The organism is Rhizobium sp. Root1204 (assembly GCF_001424965.1).
GTDB lineage: Bacteria > Pseudomonadota > Alphaproteobacteria > Rhizobiales > Rhizobiaceae > Pararhizobium.
In genome coordinates this window covers 429,665-451,251 of sequence record NZ_LMCZ01000034.1, presented here as the reverse complement: position 1 = coordinate 451,251, position 21,587 = coordinate 429,665, and the positions used below count along the sequence as shown (strand labels likewise).

22 protein-coding genes and 1 riboswitch are annotated in these 21,587 nt (G+C 59.2%); of the genes, 12 read left to right on the top strand and 10 right to left on the bottom strand.

Annotation, left to right across the window (positions count from 1 at the left end):
* Positions 1–2 precede the first annotated feature (2 nt).
* From ASC96_RS23480 to ASC96_RS23465, 4 genes are all read left to right on the top strand, one after another.
* Positions 3–1,244 (top strand): cysteine desulfurase, encoded by a 1,242-nt coding sequence (locus ASC96_RS23480; protein WP_060505643.1) that lies wholly within the window; start codon positions 3–5, stop codon positions 1,242–1,244.
* 12 nt (positions 1,245–1,256) lie between these two features.
* Complete coding sequence (locus ASC96_RS23475) at positions 1,257–1,637, top strand: SUF system Fe-S cluster assembly protein (RefSeq protein WP_060505642.1); 381 nt, start codon at positions 1,257–1,259, stop codon at positions 1,635–1,637.
* Positions 1,638–1,727: 90 nt separating this feature from the next.
* A complete protein-coding gene (sufA, locus tag ASC96_RS23470; protein ID WP_060505484.1) occupies positions 1,728–2,120 on the top strand; it encodes a Fe-S cluster assembly scaffold SufA in 393 nt (130 codons plus the stop codon).
* A gap of 116 nt (positions 2,121–2,236) precedes the next feature.
* The gene (locus tag ASC96_RS23465; protein ID WP_060505483.1) at positions 2,237–4,111 is read left to right on the top strand and encodes a PAS domain S-box protein; all 1,875 of its coding nucleotides are present in this window, start codon (positions 2,237–2,239) and stop codon (positions 4,109–4,111) included.
* Positions 4,112–4,184: 73 nt separating this feature from the next.
* Here the strand turns inward: ASC96_RS23465 and gcvP are convergent, their stop codons facing one another.
* From gcvP to gcvT, 3 genes are read right to left on the bottom strand one after another with little or no spacing between them, the layout of a single operon-like run.
* On the bottom strand, positions 4,185–7,049 hold the full coding sequence (gene gcvP / locus ASC96_RS23460) for an aminomethyl-transferring glycine dehydrogenase (protein ID WP_060505482.1): 2,865 nt from the start codon (positions 7,047–7,049) through the stop codon (positions 4,185–4,187).
* On the bottom strand, positions 7,049–7,411 hold the full coding sequence (gene gcvH, locus ASC96_RS23455; protein WP_060505481.1) for a glycine cleavage system protein GcvH: 363 nt from the start codon (positions 7,409–7,411) through the stop codon (positions 7,049–7,051). Before gcvH ends, gcvP begins: the two co-directional genes overlap by 1 nt.
* 16 nt (positions 7,412–7,427) lie before the next feature.
* A complete protein-coding gene (gene gcvT / locus ASC96_RS23450) occupies positions 7,428–8,567 on the bottom strand; it encodes a glycine cleavage system aminomethyltransferase GcvT (protein ID WP_060505480.1) in 1,140 nt (379 codons plus the stop codon).
* Positions 8,568–8,709: 142 nt separating this feature from the next.
* Positions 8,710–8,797: riboswitch (glycine riboswitch) on the bottom strand.
* A gap of 160 nt (positions 8,798–8,957) precedes the next feature.
* Between gcvT and ASC96_RS23445 the strand changes: the two genes are divergently transcribed.
* On the top strand, positions 8,958–9,353 hold the full coding sequence (locus ASC96_RS23445; protein ID WP_156393860.1) for a hypothetical protein: 396 nt from the start codon (positions 8,958–8,960) through the stop codon (positions 9,351–9,353).
* Positions 9,354–9,455: 102 nt separating this feature from the next.
* Complete coding sequence (locus ASC96_RS23440; protein ID WP_060505478.1) at positions 9,456–10,442, top strand: DUF1775 domain-containing protein; 987 nt, start codon at positions 9,456–9,458, stop codon at positions 10,440–10,442.
* 80 nt (positions 10,443–10,522) lie between these two features.
* On the opposite strand, the gene ASC96_RS23435 is transcribed toward ASC96_RS23440, so the two are convergent.
* From ASC96_RS23435 to ASC96_RS23420, 4 genes are all read right to left on the bottom strand, one after another.
* Positions 10,523–10,858, bottom strand: coding sequence for a hypothetical protein (locus ASC96_RS23435; protein ID WP_060505477.1), 336 nt, complete (start codon positions 10,856–10,858; stop codon positions 10,523–10,525).
* Positions 10,859–11,024: 166 nt separating this feature from the next.
* The gene (locus ASC96_RS23430) at positions 11,025–11,291 is read right to left on the bottom strand and encodes a hypothetical protein (RefSeq protein WP_060505476.1); all 267 of its coding nucleotides are present in this window, start codon (positions 11,289–11,291) and stop codon (positions 11,025–11,027) included.
* Between the two features lie 331 nt (positions 11,292–11,622).
* Positions 11,623–12,549, bottom strand: a complete 927-nt coding sequence (dapA, locus tag ASC96_RS23425; protein ID WP_060505475.1) for a 4-hydroxy-tetrahydrodipicolinate synthase — start codon at positions 12,547–12,549, stop codon at positions 11,623–11,625.
* A complete protein-coding gene (locus ASC96_RS23420; RefSeq protein ID WP_060505474.1) occupies positions 12,542–13,048 on the bottom strand; it encodes a hypothetical protein in 507 nt (168 codons plus the stop codon). The genes dapA and ASC96_RS23420 overlap by 8 nt, the downstream gene beginning before the upstream one ends.
* A gap of 366 nt (positions 13,049–13,414) precedes the next feature.
* Between ASC96_RS23420 and ASC96_RS23410 the strand changes: the two genes are divergently transcribed.
* On the top strand, positions 13,415–13,828 hold the full coding sequence (locus tag ASC96_RS23410; RefSeq protein WP_162246389.1) for a nuclear transport factor 2 family protein: 414 nt from the start codon (positions 13,415–13,417) through the stop codon (positions 13,826–13,828).
* 142 nt (positions 13,829–13,970) lie between these two features.
* Here the strand turns inward: ASC96_RS23410 and ASC96_RS23405 are convergent, their stop codons facing one another.
* Both ASC96_RS23405 and ASC96_RS23400 read right to left on the bottom strand, forming a co-directional pair.
* On the bottom strand, positions 13,971–14,951 hold the full coding sequence (locus tag ASC96_RS23405) for an HAD family hydrolase (RefSeq protein WP_060505471.1): 981 nt from the start codon (positions 14,949–14,951) through the stop codon (positions 13,971–13,973).
* Between the two features lie 14 nt (positions 14,952–14,965).
* Positions 14,966–15,931, bottom strand: a complete 966-nt coding sequence (locus tag ASC96_RS23400; RefSeq protein WP_060505470.1) for a formylglycine-generating enzyme family protein — start codon at positions 15,929–15,931, stop codon at positions 14,966–14,968.
* Positions 15,932–16,242: 311 nt separating this feature from the next.
* On the opposite strand from ASC96_RS23400, the gene ASC96_RS23395 reads away from it, so the two are divergent.
* From ASC96_RS23395 to ASC96_RS23375, 5 genes are all read left to right on the top strand, one after another.
* A complete protein-coding gene (locus ASC96_RS23395) occupies positions 16,243–16,941 on the top strand; it encodes a L,D-transpeptidase (RefSeq protein WP_060505641.1) in 699 nt (232 codons plus the stop codon).
* A 168-nt stretch (positions 16,942–17,109) separates the two neighbouring features.
* Positions 17,110–18,159 (top strand): murein L,D-transpeptidase family protein, encoded by a 1,050-nt coding sequence (locus ASC96_RS23390; protein ID WP_060505640.1) that lies wholly within the window; start codon positions 17,110–17,112, stop codon positions 18,157–18,159.
* Between the two features lie 175 nt (positions 18,160–18,334).
* Positions 18,335–19,240 carry a J domain-containing protein gene (locus tag ASC96_RS23385; protein ID WP_060505469.1) on the top strand — a complete coding sequence of 302 codons (906 nt, stop codon included), beginning with the start codon at positions 18,335–18,337 and terminating at the stop codon, positions 19,238–19,240.
* A gap of 1 nt (position 19,241) precedes the next feature.
* The gene (locus ASC96_RS23380; protein ID WP_060505468.1) at positions 19,242–19,559 is read left to right on the top strand and encodes a chaperone modulator CbpM; all 318 of its coding nucleotides are present in this window, start codon (positions 19,242–19,244) and stop codon (positions 19,557–19,559) included.
* A gap of 76 nt (positions 19,560–19,635) precedes the next feature.
* Positions 19,636–20,082: a VOC family protein gene (locus ASC96_RS23375; protein ID WP_082512231.1), complete on the top strand. Its 447-nt coding sequence runs from the start codon at positions 19,636–19,638 to the stop codon at positions 20,080–20,082.
* 418 nt (positions 20,083–20,500) lie between these two features.
* On the opposite strand, the gene ASC96_RS23370 is transcribed toward ASC96_RS23375, so the two are convergent.
* Positions 20,501–21,481, bottom strand: coding sequence for a hypothetical protein (locus ASC96_RS23370; RefSeq protein WP_156393861.1), 981 nt, complete (start codon positions 21,479–21,481; stop codon positions 20,501–20,503).
* Positions 21,482–21,587: the final 106 nt, after the last annotated feature.

The window sequence follows — 21,587 nt, the reverse complement described above, 5'->3', positions numbered from 1 at the left end:
ACATGGAACATGTGGTGCCGGTGCCCGCCTATGACGTCGAAGCGATCCGCAGGGATTTTCCGATCCTTTCGCGAACCGTCTACGGCAAGCCGTTGGTCTATCTCGACAACGGCGCGTCGGCGCAGAAGCCGCAGGCCGTGATCGATGCCGTTGCCCATGCCTACGCCAATGAATATGCCAATGTCCATCGCGGCCTGCATTTCTTGTCGAATGCCGCGACGGACGCCTATGAAGGCGCCCGCGAAAAGGTGCGCCGGTTCCTGAACGCGCCGTCGGTCGACAACATCATCTTCACGAAATCGTCGACCGAGGCGATCAATACGGTTGCCTATGGCTACGGTATGCCGAAGATCGACGATGGCGACGAGATCGTCGTCTCGATCATGGAGCATCATTCCAATATCGTGCCGTGGCATTTCATCCGCGAACGCCAGGGTGCCAAGCTGGTCTGGGTGCCGGTCGATGATCAGGGCGCTTTCCATATCGACGATTTCGTCAAATGCCTGACCGATAAGACCAAGCTGATTGCCATCACCCATATGTCGAATGCGCTCGGCACGGTCGTTCCGATCAAGGAAATCTGCAGGATTGCCCGCGAACGTGGTATTCCCGTGCTGGTCGATGGCAGCCAGGCGGCCGTTCATATGCCGGTCGATGTGCAGGATCTCGACTGCGACTGGTACGTGATGACCGGCCACAAGCTTTACGGTCCTTCGGGCATCGGTGTGCTCTACGGCAAGATGGACCGGTTGAAGCAGATGCAGCCCTTCATGGGCGGTGGCGAGATGATCGTCGAGGTGACCGAAGACGCGGTTACCTACAACGAACCGCCGCATCGTTTTGAAGCCGGCACGCCGCCGATCGTCCAGGCAATCGGTCTCGGCTATGCGCTGGATTACATGGAGAATGTCGGCCGGGCGGCGATTGCTGCGCATGAGGCCGATCTTGCTGCCTATGCGCAGGAGCGTCTGTCGACCGTCAACTCGCTGCGCGTCATCGGAACGGCGCCGGGCAAAGGGGGGATCTTTTCCTTTGAGCTTGAAGGTATCCATGCCCATGACGTGTCGATGGTGATCGACCGGGCAGGAGTTGCTGTGAGGGCAGGCACGCATTGCGCCCAGCCGCTCTTGAAACGCTTCGGCGTGACCTCCACATGCCGTGCATCCTTTGGCCTTTACAATACGCGGGCCGAAGTCGATGTGCTGGTGGATGCGCTTGAGCAAGCCCGCAAATTCTTTGCGTAAGGACATATGCCGATGAGCCTTGATACGACAGAAGACAAGATCGACGTCCGCGACGGGATCGTCCATTCCGCCATTCCGGCGGACGAACTGGCGCGCCTCAGCGACGATGTGATTTCCGCGCTGAAGACCGTTTATGACCCGGAGATTCCGGCCGACATTTTCGAACTCGGTCTGATCTACAAGATCGACATCGAAGACGACCGCATGGTCAAGATCGCCATGACGCTGACAGCACCCGGCTGCCCTGTTGCCGGTGAAATGCCCGGCTGGGTCGAAAACGCCGTCGGCGCGGTCGAAGGCGTGTCTGGCGTCGAAGTCTCGATGACTTTCGATCCGCCGTGGACGCCGGATCGCATGTCGGAAGAGGCTCAGGTTGCGGTCGGCTGGTATTGATCGCGTATTGATCCCTTAACCGCTGCGCATTACATTCTGGACTCGGAAAGCGTCAGGCCTTGAACCTGGTTGCTACAAGGAGAACGGCCCATGGGCTTTGCAGTCATGAGTTTGAGCGATGCGGCGGCAGGCCGCGTCAAGGCGATCGTCGAAAATGCCAGTGGTGATGCCCAGGGCATCCGCGTCGGGATCAAGAAGGGTGGTTGCGCCGGCATGGAATATGCCATCGATCTGGTGACGGCTGCCAACCCCAAGGATGACCTTGTCGAACATCAGGGTGCCAAGGTCTGGGTTGCACCGGAAGCCGTACTTTATCTCCTCGGGACCCGGATGGACTTCGAAGTCACGACATTGCGTTCGGGGTTTACCTTCAATAACCCGAATCAGACATCGGCTTGCGGCTGCGGCGAATCTGTCGAGTTGAAGCCCGCCGATCTGGCGGCACTTGCGGCAAAGGGCGATGCTGTCGTTCGTGCCGGCTAAACATCCTGCCGCTGTTGCGCGGCGCTCTGTCGGAAACTCATAAAGAGACTGGTATGCGCCAGTCTCTTTTTCTGTTCTTATGGGCTGCTCACAGGGTGGGCGGGGTGGAATAGAGAATGCCGGCAGCGCAGACAGATTTCGTTCAAGCATTGTATGATAATTTTCCCGATCCAATCATTTTCGCAGATATCGACCACACGATTCTGTCGGTCAGCGCTTCGGCTCTGAAACAGTTCGGCTACGCGGCGGAAGACGTTGTAGGCGGCCCGGTGCGGGCTCTGTATGCCACAGACAGGGACTTCGAACGGGCACGGCGCCAGAGCCTGGAAGTGCTGGCCGTCAGCCGCTTTGCCGAGGGTATCTACCGTTACCGCCGCGTTGACGAAACTGTTTTCACCGCGCGATTGCGGGTCACGGCGGTCGTCAACGAAGCTGGTGAAAAGATGGGGTTCGTTGCCATTATCCGGGACATTTCGGATTATCTCGAGCTTGATCGGGAACGCAGGAAAACCGGAGAAATCCTTGACACGGCGCTGCAGGCTATTCCGGAAGGATTTGCAATCTTCGACGCGAACGAGCGGATCGTCGTCTACAACGACGCCTATAAGCGGATCTGCGGCGCGGCGGGACCGCATCTGACGATTGGCATGACCGCGGAAGAGATCATGACTGCTGTCCACGAGGCAGGGCATTACCCCAATGCACCTGCCGGATCGCGACAGGCCACGGCTTGGCTGGAAAGCAGGATGCGCGCCTTCCGCAATCCTGACGGCGATAACCAGATCTTCGAATATGGCGACGGCCGGTGGTTGCGTATCGAGGATTCGAAGACGCCTGATGGCAATACCGTGGCGCTTCGCATCGATGTGACAGACTTGAAGCGAGCTCAGATCGCGCTCGATAGGCAACGGCTGGAATACTACACGCTGGTCCAGAATATCCCAGACTTCATCTGCCGCATTTCTCCTGATCTTACGTACACGTTTGTCAACGAGCGCTATGCGCAGTGGATTGGGGTGCTGGCCGATGACCTTGTTGGAAGACCGCTTCTCGATTTCGTTCCGCAAAGAGACCGGGAGACGCTGGTCAACACGCTGAAAAACCTGTCGATCGAGGAGCCACTTGCCGCACGCGAGCAACACCGCAAGTTGCCCGATGGCAGCGATCTATGGCTATTCTGGTCGAATATCGCAGTCTTCGATGGCGGCAAGCTGGCAGAGTACGTCACCGTTGGCCGCGATATCACCGAGTTGAAGCAGCAACAGCAACGTATCGCTCAGCAGACCGTCGAGTTGCAGCGAAAAAATGATGCCCTTCACCAGTTTACCGGAACGGTGTCGCATGATCTGAAAGCGCCGCTGCGCCATATGGCGATGTTTTCGGAAATGATGGTCGAGGATGTGGCCAGCGGAAACCTTGAAGAGCTGCCTGTCTATGCCGGCCATCTACGCCAGAGTGCGCGGCGGATGGGCCAGTTGATTGACAGCCTCCTTGATTATGCCCAGATCGCCGACGAAATTGGCAGTTGGCACATCGTCTCGATGGCCGACGTGATTTCCGACACGATCCTCAACCTCGACAGCTTCATTCAAGAAGCCGGCGCCAGTATCGAGGTTTCAGCTTTGCCACAGCTGAAAGGCGATCCTGAGCTCCTGCAACGCCTTTGCCAGAACCTGATTGGCAATGCCATCAAGTACCGCCGGGAGGACGTGAAACCGGTGGTGCGGATCTACGCCGAAACGGAGGGGGACACCGTGCGAATGTTCTTCGAAGACAATGGCATCGGCGTCGACCCGCGTTTCTCCAGGAAGATATTCGACGTGTTCCAGCGCCTGCACCGGGATGAGACCGTCTACCCGGGAACGGGTATCGGCCTGGCGCTGGCAAAACGGATCGCCGAGAGCCACGGTGGAACGATCGCGCTTGATCCCGCATTCACACGAGGGGCACGTTTCGTCGTGTCGTTTCCACACCAATCTCATGCACCGTAAAACTCGGGCAGGTGTTGGTTGAAGCAGCTTGGATATGAAAAAGGGGCACATCAAGCGCCCCTTTCTGTTTTTGCTATTCTGCCGCCTCGGCGTAGTCTTCCAGGGGCGGGCAGGTGCAGACCAGATTGCGGTCACCAAAGACATTGTCGACGCGGTTGACCGGCGACCAGTATTTGTCGACGCGGAAGGCGCCCGGCGGGTAGCAGGCCTGTTCGCGCGAATAGGGACGGTCCCATTCGCCGACGAGATCTTCAACCGTATGCGGAGCATTCTTCAACGGGTTGTTCGTCCGGTCCATCTTGCCGTCTTCGATCGCCTGCGCTTCGGCACGGATCGCCAGCATGGCGTCGCAGAAGCGGTCGAGCTCGGCCTTGGTTTCCGATTCCGTCGGCTCGATCATCAGCGTGCCGGCCACCGGCCAGCTCATGGTCGGGGCGTGGAAGCCGCAGTCGATCAGGCGCTTGGCCACGTCATCGACGGTGACGCCGGCGCTGTCGACCAGCGGACGGGTATCGATGATGCATTCATGCGCGACACGACCCTTGGCCGACTTGTAGAGCACGTCATAGGCACCCTTCAGCCGGGCTGCGATATAGTTGGCGTTGAGGATCGCCACCTTGGTCGCCTGCGTCAGCCCTTCGCCGCCCATCATCAGGCAATAGCTCCAGGAGATTGGCAGGATGGAGGCGGAGCCGAACGGCGCCGCCGAAACCGCACCTTCGCCGCCATCGGTTTCCGGATGGCCGGGCAGGTAAGGAGCAAGATGCGCCTTGACGCCGATCGGCCCCATGCCTGGACCGCCGCCGCCATGCGGAATGCAGAAGGTCTTGTGCAGGTTGAGGTGACTGACATCGCCGCCGATATCGCCGGGCCGGGCAAGGCCGACCATGGCGTTCATGTTGGCGCCGTCGATATAGACCTGACCGCCATGCTTGTGGACGATGTCGCAGATGTCGCGGACATTTTCCTCGAACACGCCGTGGGTCGACGGGTAGGTGATCATGCAGCAGGACAGGTTCTCGGCATGCTGCTCCGCCTTTGCGCGGAAATCGTCCATGTCGATATCGCCGTTGTCACTGACCTTGATAACGACGACCTTCATGCCGACCATCTGGGCCGAGGCCGGGTTGGTGCCATGCGCCGATGTCGGGATCAGGCAGACATCGCGATGGCCGTTGCCATTGGCGCGGTGATAGGCGCGGATCGTCAGAAGTCCGGCATACTCGCCCTGTGCACCCGAATTCGGCTGCATGGAAACAGCGTCATAACCGGTGATCTGGCAGAGCTTCTGCGACAGATCAGTGATCATGTGACGGTAACCTTCGGCCTGGTCGGCCGGCACGAAGGGGTGGATTTCAGAAAATTCCGGCCAGGTGATCGGCAGCATTTCCGCTGTCGCGTTCAGCTTCATCGTGCAGGAGCCGAGCGGGATCATTGAGCGGTCGAGCGCCAGGTCCCGGTCCGACAGCCGGCGGATATAGCGGGTCATTTCGCTTTCCGCCCGGTTCATGTGGAAGATCGGATGCGTCAGGTATTCACTGGTGCGCAGCAGGGTTTCGGGCAGGCGATAACCCGCGTCGAAATCCTCGACCTTGAAATCACCGCCAAATGCGCGCCAGACGGCTTCCAGCGTGACCGGCCGCGAACGCTCGTCGAGGCTGATGCCAATCTTGGTGGTACCGATGCGGCGAAGGTTGACTTCTTCGGCCACGGCCGTCTTCAGGATGATGCCCTGCAGCTTGCCGACATCGACGGTCACCGTGTCGAAGAACACATCCGGCTCGACCTTGTAGCCAAGCTTTTCGAGGCCAAGCGCCAGAAGAACGGCCTTCTGGTGGACGCTCTGGGCGATGGCTTTGATACCCTTGGGACCGTGGAAGACGGCATACATCGAGGCCATGACGGCAAGCAGGACCTGCGCGGTGCAGATGTTCGACGTCGCCTTTTCGCGGCGGATATGCTGTTCGCGGGTCTGCAGCGACAGGCGATAGGCACGGTTGCCGCGGCTATCCTGCGAGACGCCGACCAGACGGCCGGGCATCGAGCGCTTGTAGGCATCCTTGACTGCCATGTAAGCCGCATGCGGGCCACCGTAACCGACCGGTACGCCAAAGCGCTGGGTGCAGCCGATGGCGATATCGGCGCCCATTTCGCCAGGAGATTTCAGCAGCGCCAGCGCCAGAGGGTCGGCAGCGACCGTGGCGATTGCACCCGTCTGGTGCAGACGTGCAATCAGGCCGGTGAAATCGTGAACATGGCCATAGGTGCCCGGATACTGGAAGATCGCACCGAAGACATCGACCGGATCGAGATCGGTGAACGGGTTGCCGATGACGATCGACCAGCCGAGCGGCTCCGCGCGGGTCTTCAGAAGCGCAATGGTCTGCGGGTGGCAGTTTTCATCGACGAAGAAGGCCTTCGCCTTCGATTTTGCCACACGTTCGGCCATGGCCATGGCTTCGGCGGCAGCCGTTGCCTCATCGAGCAGCGAGGCATTGGCGACATCGAGGCCAGTCAGGTCGCAGACCATCGTCTGGTAGTTGAGCAGAGCCTCAAGGCGGCCCTGGCTGATTTCCGGCTGATACGGCGTGTAGGCCGTGTACCAGGCCGGATTTTCCAGGATGTTGCGCTGGATGACCGGCGGTGTGATCGTGCCGTAATAGCCCTGGCCGATCAGCGACACGAGCTTCTTGTTGAGGTTGGCCGTTTCGCGCATCTTGTCGAGCGCTTCACGCTCGGTCATTGCGGCGCCCCAGGCAAGCGGGGACTTCTGGCGGATCGACGGCGGAACAGTGTCGTCGATCATGGCGTCGAGGCTGGGATAGCCGACGACCTTGAGCATCGCCGTCATTTCATCGGGCGAGGGGCCGATATGACGCCGGTTGGCAAAGTCATACGGCTTGTAGTCGGTAAAGGTGAAATCCTTCGGCATGCTCATCAGGCGATAAGCTCCTTGTAAGCTGCTTCGTCGAGAAGCGCGTTGACGGCCGACGGGTCGGAGAGTTTCAGCTTGAAGAACCAGCCGGCGCCCTGCGGGTCGCTGTTGACCAATGCCGGATCATCGACGATGGCCTGGTTGCTTTCGACGATCTCGCCATCAAGCGGACAATAGACGTCGGAGGCAGCCTTGACGGATTCAACGGTGGCTGCGGTCGCGCCCTTGTCCAGCGCCGTGCCGGATTCCGGCAGTTCCACAAAGACGAGGTCGCCAAGCTGCTCGGCAGCATGGGCGGTAATGCCCACGGTTGCGATATCACCCTCGATTTTCAGCCATTCATGTTCATCGGTAAATTTCAGCATGGGGTTCAGCTCCTGATCAGCGTTTGTAGGTCGGGGTGACGAAGGGAAGGGCGGAGACGGTGATCGGCAAATATTTGCCGCGCACCTCCGCGAAAAGTTGCGTGTTATTGGCGGTGTGAGCCTTATCGACATATCCCATGGCGACGGGATGATCGGCACTTGGCCCAAAGCCACCGGAAGTAACGGTGCCGGCCGGTACCTTGCCTTCGGCATCGGCAAACAGCGGCGCGCCGCCACGAACGGGCGCCTTGCCTTCCGGCTTCAGGCCAACACGGCGGCGGCCGGCACCTTCGGCGAACTGGCGAAGAATGACGTGGGCTCCGGGGAAACCGCCTTCGCGGGCGCCACCAGCGCGACGCGCCTTCTGCATGGCCCATTCAAGACCAGCCTCGACCGGCGTCGTCATGGTGTCGATATCGTTGCCATAGAGACAAAGGCCAGCCTCGAGGCGCAGGGAATCGCGGGCGCCAAGGCCGATCGGCATGACATCGGGATGTTCGAGGATTCGGCGCGTCACGTCTTCGGCAGAGGCTGCGGGAATCGAGATTTCAAAACCGTCCTCGCCGGTATAGCCGGAACGCGAGATGATGCAGGGTACGTCGTGAAGTGCGGCTTCGGCCACATCCATGAACCGCATGGTGGCGATATCGGCCCAGAGTTCGGCGAGCACGGATTCGGCGCGCGGCCCCTGTAGCGCGATCAGCGCGCGGTCATCCAAAAGCGTCAGTTCGCAGGTGTCGCCGAGATGCTTTTGCAGATGAGCGAAATCGGCTTCCTTGCAGGAGGCATTGACGACGAGGAAGAGGTGATCGCCACGATTGGCGACCATCAGGTCGTCGAGAATATGGCCGTTGTCATCGGTAAACAGCGCATAACGCTGACGGCCTTCGGCAAGACTTAGTATATCGACGGGTACCAGCTTTTCGAGTGCCAGCGCGGCATCTTCGATCCGGCCGGACTTTGGACGAAGGATCACTTGTCCCATATGCGAGACATCGAAAAGACCGGCGGCGGAGCGGGTGTGAAGGTGCTCCTTCATCACGCCGGCGGGGTATTGCACCGGCATGTCGTAGCCGGCAAACGGCACCATGCGGGCGCCAAGCGACACGTGCAAAGCATGCAGCGGCGTCTGTTTCAAAGGGGAATCTGTGTTCAAGTCCGGCCTCCAGGTCTGGCGTCACACGCCGGCTCATCTCCACGGCGCATTTCGTGCGCCGTATCCTCGAGCCCCCTCTGTCCCTTTGCCTGAGATTGTTATCCCTTCGGCGAGCGAAACCGCTTCTCTCCAGAGTCCTACCGGCACCTTGCTGGTCCTTTGGCCTGAGAGTTTCCGGGGCGGTTGCTCCTTCGGCACCGGTGTTACCCGGATTCTCCCAACAAGATCGAAGCCAGATAACGGCGATGCCGGCGGCTTGGCAAGCGCAAAATGTCGCGCCCAAACAGATTTTTGTCGTGCCTGTTTCCTGGTAGTCATCAGAATAGAAAATCGGCCTTTGCTTTTTTGCCAATGAGGCGATAACGCAATCACTTAAAGCGAGGATGATCGATGGCGGTAGCCGGGCGACAGTGGCAGATGACGGTGCGGGTGCTTTCAGCACTGGCCCTGTTGTTTTTGTCGTTCGCCCATCAGCCCGCCTTTGCCAGCCAAATCACCCCGGCAATGGCTGCCGACTACATGCTGCCGGATGGCACGATCGGCGATATCTGCTTCGGACTTGATGGCATAGAGGGAAAAAGCCACCGCTTTCCGCATGAAACCTTGGCGCCGGTTTGTGATTATTGCCGGCTGGCGGCATCCATCGTCCTGCCATCCCCCTCCGGCGACGGTCATCTGGTCATCCGCGTTGCCGCGCGTTCTGACAGCAAACCGGATTTTCCTGCGGTTTTCGTTGCATATCCACGTCTCCTGCCGCAATCGCACGCGCCTCCGCTGTTGTTCTGACCGTATCGCCCCGGCGATTTCCAATTTTCCAGAGCATTCAGCCGCCTGACGCGGCATTGACCGTCCTGCCATGCGTGCAGGCTCCGGTCCGGAGACAGATCGATGACACAGACCAGAACCACACTTCTCGCAATCGCCCTTTCGCTGGGCGCTGCCGCATCGGCGCATGCCCATGCTTCCTTCGAAACGGATGAAGTGGCATCCGAGAGCAGTTTCAAGGCCGTATTGCAGGTCCCGCATGGTTGCGACGGCAAGGCGACCACCGAAGTGCAAGTCAAGCTGCCGGAGGGTTTCGTCTTCGCCAAGCCACAGCCCAAGGCCGGCTGGGAGCTTGAGATCATCAAGGGTGACTACCAGAAGAGCTATGACAATCACGGAAAGACGGTGACATCAGGCCCGCTGGAAATCCGCTGGAAAAATGGCAACCTGTCCGACGATTATTACGACACGTTCGTGATCAGCGGCAAAATTTCCGGCTTCGACACCGAAACGCAGATCGCCTTTCCGGTGACACAGCTCTGCGGCACGTCTAGCAAGGTTGTCTGGGATGAGATTGCTGCTGAGGGTCAGAGCGCGCATTCGCTGGAACATCCAGCCCCGACAGTGACGGTGACGCCTGCCCAGGCGGGTGGCCATGATCATCACGACATGGCGGCAATGGCTGGCATGGGCAATGCGGATGGCGCCCGCGTCAAGGCCGGATCGCTGGAAATTTCCGGTGGCGCGGTCAAGGCGATGCTGCCTGGCGCCAAGGTCGGCGGCGGCGGCTTCGTCATCAAGAATGAAGGCAGCGAAGACGACACATTGGTTTCGGTCGAGAGCGCGGTTGCAGGCCGTGTCGAACTGCATGAGATGACCATGCAGAACGATGTGATGAAGATGCGCAAGCTGGAGAGCGGCATTGCTCTTCCGGCTGGCGAAACCGTGACGCTTCAAAGCGGTGGGCTGCACCTGATGTTTTTCGATGTGAAAAAGCCGTTTGCCGAGGGCGACAGCATCCCTGTGACGCTGACCTTCGAAAAGGCAGGCAAGGTCGATTATGTGCTTGCGGTGGGCAATGCGGCCGGTGGCGCGCAGAAGCACAAGTAGGACCTGCGAATTTAGAGCGGATAAATAACGGCGCGGGAAACTGCGCCGTTATTGTTTGACAAGCGGGCGACTTGGCCGCGTCAGGCGTTGGTCGTTTCGTCGTCCCGGGTTAAGGCTTCGTCGCTCTCATCGGCCTCTGCGTCATCGGGACCGAACTCCATGTAACGGCGCACCGCTTCGCCGCGCGTACCCTGCGGCTGACGGCCATTGGAACTCATCAGCATCAACGATAACGACGTGGGGCTGCGGAGGGCAGCGACCGAGGCATGGGTGGTTGCCGCATCGTCCTTCGGCCGTGCAGAAAGCAGGGTGATCGCCTCGTCGGCCGGGCCATCGCCGCTCACGCGCGCGGACGGCTTGATGGCCTGCGCCGCGTAAGCCGCCGTATTGGCTGACATGGTAACGACCAAGGTCATGGACGATCTGCCCGTGCCGGGCGCTCCTTCGGAACAATCAATCCTTTTTACCCGACCGCCGTTTCACCACGGTGAAATCGCGAGGTCGCATTTAAGGCAAATCTTATCGATCATCCGAAGGAAAAAGGGGGCGCAGACCACCGGGGAAAGTGCGCGCCCCAAAGGTTCAGGCGTAGCGCCGTGAGAGCGTATTCCGCGTTGTTGATGTCATGCCGCCAAATTCGATGCATTTGCCGGCCGGTGCGCGGCACACCGCGCGCGCGTCGTGATTGCTTTCTTCGCCGGCAAAGTGCAGGGCTGCAGCTTCACTGGCAAACAATCCACCGACCCGGCCAAGCCGGTCCTGCACGACCCACCAGCCGTGGTGATCGCAGCCGACGGTGAAACGTGGCGTTACGGAATGCGTGTTCGCGAGGGGAGATCGACTGCCCATAATCCTTATAGACCTTTGTGTTGTTAATGGTGATGTGCTGCTGGCGTGGGCTGATTGCGCCCTAGCGCGGAAACCAGCCTGCCAGAATCTGAATAATGCCGGCACACACAAAGACTGCGGCCAGACGGATGACTGCGCCAGAAAGGCTGTTGCGATCCGGTATTACCGGCGCCGATACTGGCCTGTTTGATGAACTTTGGCGGGCGTATGATTGCATGACCTGTTCTTTCGGTTGGCCTGTTTGCGATCCGTAAGCCACTGATCGCCATGAGAAAATATGTACTCTGCCATTGCCGTTCCATGCGTGGCCGGCAGTTCTGTTGTGAAAATCTCATAGGAATTGCCGCCGCGCTGGTGCCGGTTTGCACAGCACCGGCGCCAGTGCCATGCGGATCGCGGCTGTGGTTTCCGCGACGATCGGCGTCAGCGGCAGCCGGACATCGTCGCTGATGCCTCTGAGCAGACTGAGGCCGTATTTGATGGCAGGAGGGCTCGGTTCGCGCTCCAGTGCCTGAAATAGTGGGCTGAGCCGCTCCTGCAGGCTTTGCGCCGATTGCTGGTTTCCGGTTGCCAGCGCCTGATGCAATGCGACAGTCAAGCGCGGCACCAGATTTGCGGCAGCCGAGATCACACCGCGGCCGCCCATCAGGGTGAACGGCATGGCCGTCAGATCGTGACCGGAATAGAGCGCGAACCGTTGACGCAAAGCCGACGGCATAGCCACAAGGCGCGCAATGTCTCCCGTTTCATCGGCAATTCCAACGACGGATCGCAGAGACGCCAGCCGCTCCAGCGTACGCGGCAACAGATCGGCCGCCGTCCGTTGTGGAGCGAGACCCACAATGAGTGGCAGGTCTACCCGGTCCGTGATTGCCTGATAGTGGCGGAACAAGCCCTCCTGAGCGGGTTTGCTATAGTAGGGCATCACCACATAGGCAGCGGTAGCGCCCATGTTTTTCGCTTCTGCCGTGCGCGCCACCGTTGTCTCGGTGCAGGATGTGCCGGTGCCGGCAAAAACCGGGACGCGGTTGCCGGCAACCGCGACGGCAAGGCGGATCAATCGCGCCCGTTCGTCATCGGCCAGAGCCCAGGGCTCACCGGCCGGCCCCGCAACCAGAAGGCCCGAAATGCCACTATTGATCTGCCATTCGGCAAGTTCGGCGAAGGCTGGTTCGTCCAATTGATCGCCATGAAAGGGCGTGACGAGGTCGCAGATAGCGCCGTGTGGCGTGGGGTCGATCCGGGGGCGTTCACTCATTTCCAAATTCCTTTTGCACGGCTGCATTTGTCCGTCTTCGGCGCACAAACGATCTCGTTTTACGGATGGCGCTGCTCAAAAGTGCAATGAGGATTGCGGCCGGAGGATCGCGATGTTCTGCGCGTATCAGTTTGCGCCGTTGCGGCTGGGAAAGGGCACTGCGGACAGACAGGGTCACGGCCCAACGATCTGCTTGCGGATCAAGTTCGCGAATGTCACGGGCGGGCTGGCAGGATTGCGCCATAAGGCGAAGGGCGGCTGTGAATGCCTCCTTTTCCATCAGCAAGCGAAACTCTGGTAGCTGCTTGATGCCGCCCGGCAGGCCGGCGGCCTCCGGCAGAATACGCACGGCCTCCCAGATATGGTGCTCGCGAAGAATGCGGGCGGCGCAGACCCGGGCAATCAGGCTGGCGAGTTCAGGTCCAACTGCGATGGTATCCGCTGGATGTGTGGCCTTGGTTGACCGCAAAAGCCGTTGCGTTGACGGTGTCGTACCCATGATGGAGCCTCATGCAATCACATAAATAAGGGCGACACCGGCAAGCGAGAGAACAATCGCTGCCGCATTCAATCCCGCCGTGATGCGGGCGCGGCGTTGCCTGCGGGAGCGGCCGCGCTGCTTGATCCTCGGTGTGGAAAGGTGGGAAGGGTGAACGTGGAGCATGGGCATCGCGGCAGTGACCTGTTTCGAATGCCTGGATGCTAGGGCCGCGCAGCATTTGAAATCCATTCCGGGGCAACGGCCAAGAGATAAAGGTTTCATAGGAGAGCAAACCCAGGAATGCGGGCTTGAACCTTGTAACTCTCTTACTTGCAGTCCTCCTTAAATACAGGCACACTTCCTGCAACCAAAGGGAGGGGCATGATGGACAGGCAAACACTGGAAGATGTTGTCAATACATTCTATGCGGCGCGCGCGGTCAGCAATATCGGCGCCATGATGGCATTGGCCGGACCGGGTTTGAGCTTCCGCATCGTCGGTAGCGGCAAACTGGCGCCGATGACGCAGCGCGTCACCGAGCCGGCAGCCGTCGATACGGTGGTGCAGACGCTGGTCGCACACTGGGATATGTCCAGGGTCAAAACCACGCGTCTCTACGTCGATGGCGACACGGTTTTTGCACTGCGCGCCGGCGTGATCCGCTACACGCCGAACGGCAAGGAGGCCGAAACCGAGTACCTTGACCGCTTCACGTTCAAGGATGGAAAGATCATCGACATGACCGAGTTCGTCGATACGCTGATGATCGCCGATACGGTCGGATTGCTCGACGCGTAAATCGCGGCAGCAACGAACAATCACGGGAAGAACTGGGGAGGTGCCAGCCAAATCGGCTTGCGCCTATCACGAAAGCGGCTCCTCATTCATCTCGGAAACGAAAGAGGAGCCGTTGTTCATTGTGGTGAAGACGGTCGTGCGTTCATGGTGTTTCAAACGCGAAGATGTTCTTCCAGTCGTTTTTCATGTCCACGAGCAGCCACTTGCGCTGCTCTGCCTCGTCCATCGCCTTGTTGAGCTTGCCGAAATGCGATTGGCGGTCGTAGGCGTATTCACGCACCGCGTCGGTGTGGTGCACGATCAGCCCGAAGCTATTGGGTCTGCCGCCGGTCACCCAGCGCAGCATCTCATAGTCGCCATCGGAATTTCCCGCGACAAAGATCGGACGGCGGCCGATGAACTTGTTGATGCCGACTGGTTTTCCGGCACCGTCATCGATGAAGTCGATCTTCGGCAAGCGATTGAGCACAGGCTCGCCGTCAACGAGTACATATTCGGTTACAATGGTGCTGCCGATTACCTGTTCGGGTGGGATGCCATAGGCTTTCTCCGTGATCGGCCGCATGAACTCCACACCACCACCGGAGACGATATAGGTCTTGAAGCCGTTTGCCCTCAGATAGTCGAGCAATTCCCGCATCGGCAGGAACGTCATTTCGTTATAGGGCTTACCGGTTTTCGGATGTTTCGCTGCCGCAAACCAGTTCGTGACAACTGTGTTGAACTGGTCTGTGGTCATCCCCGCATGCGTGGCCATGACAAGTTCGATCAAGCCCTTCTCGCCGCTTGCCGCCATCCCCTTGAGGTCGCCGGCCAGCACGGATTTGAAAGGCTCGGTGTCCTTCCATTCCGGATGCTCCGGTGCGAGTGCCTTGACGCGGTCCAGTGCAAAACCGAGCTGGAAATAGAATGGCTGCTCGGACCACAGCGTGCCGTCATTGTCGAACACGGCGATACGGTCTTCCGGCTTGACGAAATCAGCACTCTTCTCGTCGGTAACCTTGGTGACGAAATCGACGATCGCCTGTTTCGATTTGCCGTCGTTCCATGATGGAAGATCATCCGCAAGTGCTGACAGGGGTACGAGGAGCACGACAAGGAAAACACGAACAAAACGCAGCATGGCTCTCTCCAGGATCAGTTTTCAGGTCTTTTCACGCAGCGGAAACCGACATGGCTGGTCGACGTATCCTCCGGCTCGGCATGGCGGGCGGCCGGGCGGTAACGGCGGCAATAGTTCGGTGCACAAAGATGCGAGCCGCCCTTCAGGACGCGCCGGGGAATGCGGATGTCAGGCAAATTCGGATCGTAGCTGGCCTCGACAGCCCCGCCACGCGGGTTTTGCGGGATGCAACATGACTTGTTGGCTGGTTCCGGGTGGTGTGTCGACCAGTAGTCCGTCGTCCATTCCCAGACATTGCCGATCATGTCATAGGCGCCGTACCCGTTTGGCGCGAAGGATTTGACCGGCGTCGTCCGGTCCTTGCCGACGGGCTTGGTGTTGTGGGTCGGAAAAGTGCCTTCCCAGGTGTTTGCCATGGCGACGCCTCCCGGGGTCAGTTCATCACCCCAGGCGAACTCGACATCGTCAAGCCCGCCGCGCCCGGCCAGTTCCCATTCGGCTTCCGTCGGCAAATCGAGACCTGCCCAATCCGCATAGGCCTTGGCATCGCAGAAGGCCACATGCACGACGGGATGATCGAGCTTACCGCGCAGATCACTCATGCCGCCATAGGGGCGGCGCCAGTTCGCACCGAACTTGAAACTCCACCACTGGCTGATGTCCGGCCCGTTGACCGATTTCGGTGGCGTGAAGACCAGCGAACCGGCTCTCAGCATCTTGGGCAACGCACCCGGATAATCCTTCGGGTCCGGCGCCTTCTCCGCAAACGTCACATAACCGGTGGCTTTCACGAATTCCGTGAACTGGCGGTTCGTCACAGGGGTCGCCTCAATCCAGAAGCCATCGACCTTGACAGGGTGAGGGGGAGCCTCTTCCGGATAATGTTTGTCAGACCCCATCGTGAAGGTACATCCAGGGATCCAGAGCATCTCGCTCAACGCCAATGATCTGTCTTTTTCGCTATCCAATGCCAATGTCATGGCAGCCTCCGAATTCCGATGCCGGCACTATCGCAACGGCGATGCGCTTTACGGAAGTACGTTACAGTAACAACGCCTCCCGGACAGCTGCGTCTTTCCAGCAACGTCACATCACGATGTGGTGACCAGACGGTAAACTTGACGCCGGAACCGCAAGGTCCCGTTGGAAAGGCCAGCGATTGGCTGCATAAGGGCTTTGACCCGATTCCTCCGCGATAAGACGCACGGCACAATGCTTGTTTGGCGAGCGTGATGGCTGCTTCATCCAGATGAACGGGACGATATTGCAGACCAGCGAATTGATGGGGCTCATGACGACCGATCACAGTTTTTCCCGCCGCGGTTTTCTCGGCGTTCTTGCGGCGGGCACACTTGCCGGCTGTACCACATCGATGCCGGGTGGCCGTTCTGCGCCGACCCCGGCACGGATAACCCGCCCGATCGGCCCACCATCGGATGCCGAATTGCAGGTGATGTATGGCCCCGTCGAGGATGGCGGCTATCTCATTCCGGCCGTTCCTTACCAGCAGATCGATCCGAAATTTTACCGGCAGCGTGTCTCCGATCCGACTGGCCAGGCGCCGGGAACGGTCGTTGTCGATACGCCATCGCGTCTTCTCTATGTCGTCGAGCCGGGCGGAACCGCAATGCGCTACGGCGTCGGCATCGGCCGTGACGGCTTTGCATGGCAGGGTGACGGCATCATTCACTGGCGCCAGCCCTGGCCGCGCTGGAAGCCACCGAACGAGATGGTGGCGCGCACACCGAGCCTTGCCAAATACTCGATCGCCAATGGTGGCATGGAGCCGGGTCTGAAAAATCCGCTGGGCGCGCGCGCGCTCTATATCTTCCAGAACGGCGAAGATACGCTCTACCGTCTGCACGGCAATCCGGAATGGAAGTCGATCGGCAAGGCCGTTTCGTCCGGCTGCGTACGGCTGATGAACCAGGACGTCATCGATCTCTACAAGCGCGTTCCGGCAAAGGCAAAGATCGTCGTCTGGCAGTAACCTTTGGGAGGCAGGTGCAAACTGCACCTGCCTCCCGCAAGCTGCAGCGCGAATATTAACCGGACGCTAACCTCGATGTCCGATTCTTCGATGATCGGGCAGACATTGTTCTGATTTGATACGCTCGACAAAACTTTGGCACGATTTCCAGCGATAGACGCTTTCATGATTTCTCTGCATGCCCTTCATAACGCCTCGACGCGCATTCGCTCCGCCCGCACGGTTGTGTCGCGGACGCTGGCAGCGCTTGCTCTTGGCGTTGCACTATCGGGTTGCATGGCGCTTGATGATCTCTCCGAGGCACCGCCAAAACTGTCGGGCAAGATGATCGCGGAAATGTCGAAGAAGGGCATGAAGCCGGAAAGCCCGGTTCTGGTGCGCATCTTCAAGCAGGAAAGCGAGCTGGAAGTGTGGAAGGTCAACAAGACGGGCGCCTATGCCCTGTTGAAGACCTACCCAATCTGCCGCTGGTCCGGGGAGCTCGGGCCAAAGACGAAGGTCGGCGACCGCCACGCGCCGGAAGGTTTTTATCATGTCTCGGCAGGCATGCTGAACCCGAACTCGCAGTTCTATGTCTCCTTCAATCTCGGTTATCCCAACAAGCTGGAATCGGCGCTTGGCTATACCGGCGAGGCGCTGATGGTGCACGGCGCCTGCTCGTCGTCCGGCTGCTATGCGATGACCGACCAGGGGGTCGGCGAAATCTATGCGATCGTCCAGAGGGCGCTGGCGGGCGGGCAGGAGAAATTCCAGGTCCAGGCCTATCCTTTCCGCATGACGGCACAGAACATGGCGACGCATCGCGGCGATCCGAACATGCCGTTCTGGCGCACGATCAAGGAAGGCTACGACGCCTTCGAGGTAACGCGCCGCCCGCCGAAGGTGTCGGTCTGCGAGCGCCGCTACGTCTTCAACAAGGAATTCGAAGGCGGCGAGCCGACTGACGCGCTGGCTGCCTGCCCCCCGGTTGTCAACCAGCTCGAGCCGCAGGCCATGGCCCGGATCGAGGCGGAGGAGCGCAAGCTCGATACAGCGATCACCGGCTCCATTCCCACAAGCTCGACCCTCAGCGCCTATTCCGATGGCGGCATGCATCCGAGTTTTCGCGCCTTGTTGAAGGCGCAGGGACCGAAGAAACTGGCAGCCAGCATTTCCGGCACCCAATACCCGATCAGCCGCCCTGATGCTGCCCTCGCGGATCCTTTTGACGGGCGATAACATCTTCGATCTGTAACGCGGCGGGTGGGCGCCCGTGGTCTCGGCGGTTTATCCTGGCCAAGCTGCCCGGTTCTGCTATTCCACTCTCCAGTGCCATTTGGCGCATTCCAAATGCTTGCTCTCGCACGCAGATGGCCTATCTTCACAGTCACGACAATGCTTCGGCGGGAGCCACATGGCCAACGATCCCTACAAAACCCTCGGCGTGGCGAAAACCGCGACGCAGAAAGAAATCCAGAGCGCCTATCGCAAGCTTGCCAAAAAGCTGCACCCGGACCTCAATCCCGGCGACAAAAGCGCCGAAGATCGTTTCAAGACGGTCTCGGAGGCTTATTCGGTGCTGGGCGACGAGGACAAGCGGGCCCGTTTCGACAAGGGCGAGATCGACGGCGCGGGAACCGAACAGGCGCCGCGAAACTATTACCGCGAATATGCCGGCGCTCCGGGCAACGATGCGCGTTACCAGAACAGCAGCGGATTTTCCGACTTTACCGATACCGACGATATTTTCTCCAGCTTCTTTTCACGGCGGGGACCGATGCGCGCCAAGGGCAGGGATCTGCAGTTCTCCATGGAAGTGAACTTCCTCGATGCGGTCAACGGTTCGAAGGAGAAGATCACGCTGCCGGACGGAACCGTGCTCGACCTGCAGGTGCCGCCTGGCACCCAGGAGGGCCAGACGCTCAGGCTGCGCGGCAAGGGCGATCCGGGCTCTGGCGGCGGCCCAGCCGGCGATGCGCTGATCGAAATCCATGTCCGGCCGCATCCGTTCTTCACCCGCGATGGCGACGATATCCGCATCGACATGCCGATTTCGCTGCGCGAGGCAATCCTTGGCGGCAAGGTCAACGTCCCGACGATTTCCGGCAGCGTCGTGCTGACTTTGCCGCCGCATTCCAATAGCGGCAAGACGCTGCGGCTGAAAGGCAAGGGCGTTGCCAAGCGCGGCGGCGGCAACGGCGACCAGTACATTACCCTCAAGATCATGCTGCCGGAGACTGCCGATCCCGAACTGACGGCTTTCGCCTCCAGTTGGGGAGCGGGCCAAGCCCACAATCCTCGAAAAGCCTGGGGAGATTGACATGGACCATCTGGAGTATTGCGAGCGTCTCAGCATCGTTTCCTCCACACTGACATTATGGATCGACCGTCAATGGATCATTCCGGAACTGACCGAGCAGGTCGAGGCGTTTCACGATGCAGACCTGGCGCGGGGGCTGCTGATCCTTGATCTCTCAGAAAGCATGGGCGTCAACCAGGATGGGATCGACGTGATCATGGCGCTGGTCGATCAGGTGCACGGCCTGCGCGCCAAACTGCACGCGTTGACCGATGCAGTTCGCGAGCAGGACGCCGATATTGCCGAGCGCGTGGTAAAGAAGCTCGAGGGCATGCGATAACAGGCGAACGCGTACCTGATCTCCGACTGGCGGGCTTGCCTTGCCACGACACCAATCTGACGGGAGGGTTTTTCCGATGCGGCACACCTATAGCCTCGACCATTTTGCCCTTCTGGTCCGCGACCTTCCTCGCAGTATCGCTTTCTACACCCATATCCTCGGCTTCACCCCGATCGAGCGAGCCGGCAGCGCCAATGTCGCGTGGCTGACCATCGGCGGCCTCGACACGATCCATTTGATTGAGGGCGATTTTGGCGCGACGCATCTCACCAAGGACACGCATTTCGCGCTACGCATCGAAGACTTCGACGCCTTTGTTGCTGATATCACCGCCAAGGGTGTGACATTCTACGACTGGCCCGGAAACACCGGCCAGATCGGCATCCGCCGCGACGGTTTCCGGCAGGCCTATGTGCAAGATCCGGACGGGTACTGGATCGAGATCAATGATCATACGCGGGCGGTTGCGGGTGGGCGGGTTACCTCTTCCTTCGCGGGCGATCGCACAAAATCAACATCTTAGCCATAGGTTAAGTGTTGGATGTTGTTGGCGTGCGGCTTGTTCCTTTCCACGAACCTCCCTTCACCTGCAATTTTTAACACTTACTGACAGCTACGACGCTGTAATTACATTCTCTCTCGCCACGTGGAGAGTGAGGGCCAGAAATCTTGGCCGTCTTCGCGTATCTTCTCTGTCACCACAAAATTATGGCCCGAGAAATCTCCCGGGCCATAGATAATCAATCTGTCGAATCCAAGCAAATAATGGCCTGAACGCCGCTCCGCCCCAGGAAATTCACGCCCTCCAGCGGGCCAGTCCAAACAAGTATAGCCGAGTCCAAACATAAGTTGTCCAGTACCCCATACCTAGGAAATCCAAGGTATACTCGGCATAAAAAAAGCCCGGCGATCAGGCCGGGCGAGGGGTTGGTTTAAGCGACTTAGGTTGGCAGGTCGCTTTTCCTGTAGAAGGTGGCTCCAACTTCGAGCCTTGTGAAAGCAGGCTCGACGTTAGCCAGATCGAGATCACGCTTGATTACCCGGATGGCCTTTAGTTGTTCCGAGGCTAGCTGGTGAAGCGATCTATAGCTTTCTGAAAATGCGTCGAGCGTTGCGGTACTGAAGACGCGCTGCCGACACCTCTTTACTGGATTGATTGCCTGTTCCGATCCGATCACGCCGCAGTTTGCTAACCGGGTAAACACCTTAATGTTCAAAACTACATATCTTGCAGCTTCTACGGCAGACAAGCCTGGCATCGGTGGCAGCGTCGTGTGCGATGCGACTTCGGTCGGGTCCAACCTGAAAGCGCTGATGCCCGAGGTGGACGGGTCAAGCTTCACAGTGGTCAGTTTGCCTGCGAACAAGAGATCGAGAATCTCGGAGAATTTGCAGCTAGCCCTGTGTGCCGTTTCCGAGAAAGAACTGAGATGGTCACCGTCTTCGAAGTTCGAGGTGACATGCGCCTGCATGCGGGACAAGAGATCGTCGAGATCAAATTTCGAAAACATGGGGCCGAGGCGAAGCTCTCGGCTGCCTTCGATAGCTCGTTTAACATATCCCCGTCTTGTGATCGTACTCCACAGGGTACGCTCGGCGTTGAGATATGCACGCGCTTCACCGTCGGTGAGGTAGCCTCTTGCTTCCGACATAACCCTGTCGACATCTTCAACGGGCATGACCACTCGCCAATCGCTGATCGAATTTGCTGTTTGATCAATAAGGCCCGCAGCTTCGGCAAATTTGCGGGTTGTAACAGGGTGAAACCCATATTGTTTACTGGCAGACTTGATCGTGTGGAAACGCCGATCAGTTACGGGGGTAAAGATTACAGTACCAGGATCGAAGGGGATGTGCGACAGCGCGACCTCTCTAACGATTTGGCGAAGCTCGTCAGAGCCGTTGTCGTAGCGTTCCTGCATAAGCCAATCGTAGACTCGGCCGTAAAGTACCCGGCCCCCTGCGGCGGACCGTCCTTCCCAGAAATCTTTATGCAGTTCGACCAAGTGCTGTCTGAGTGCCGCTTCA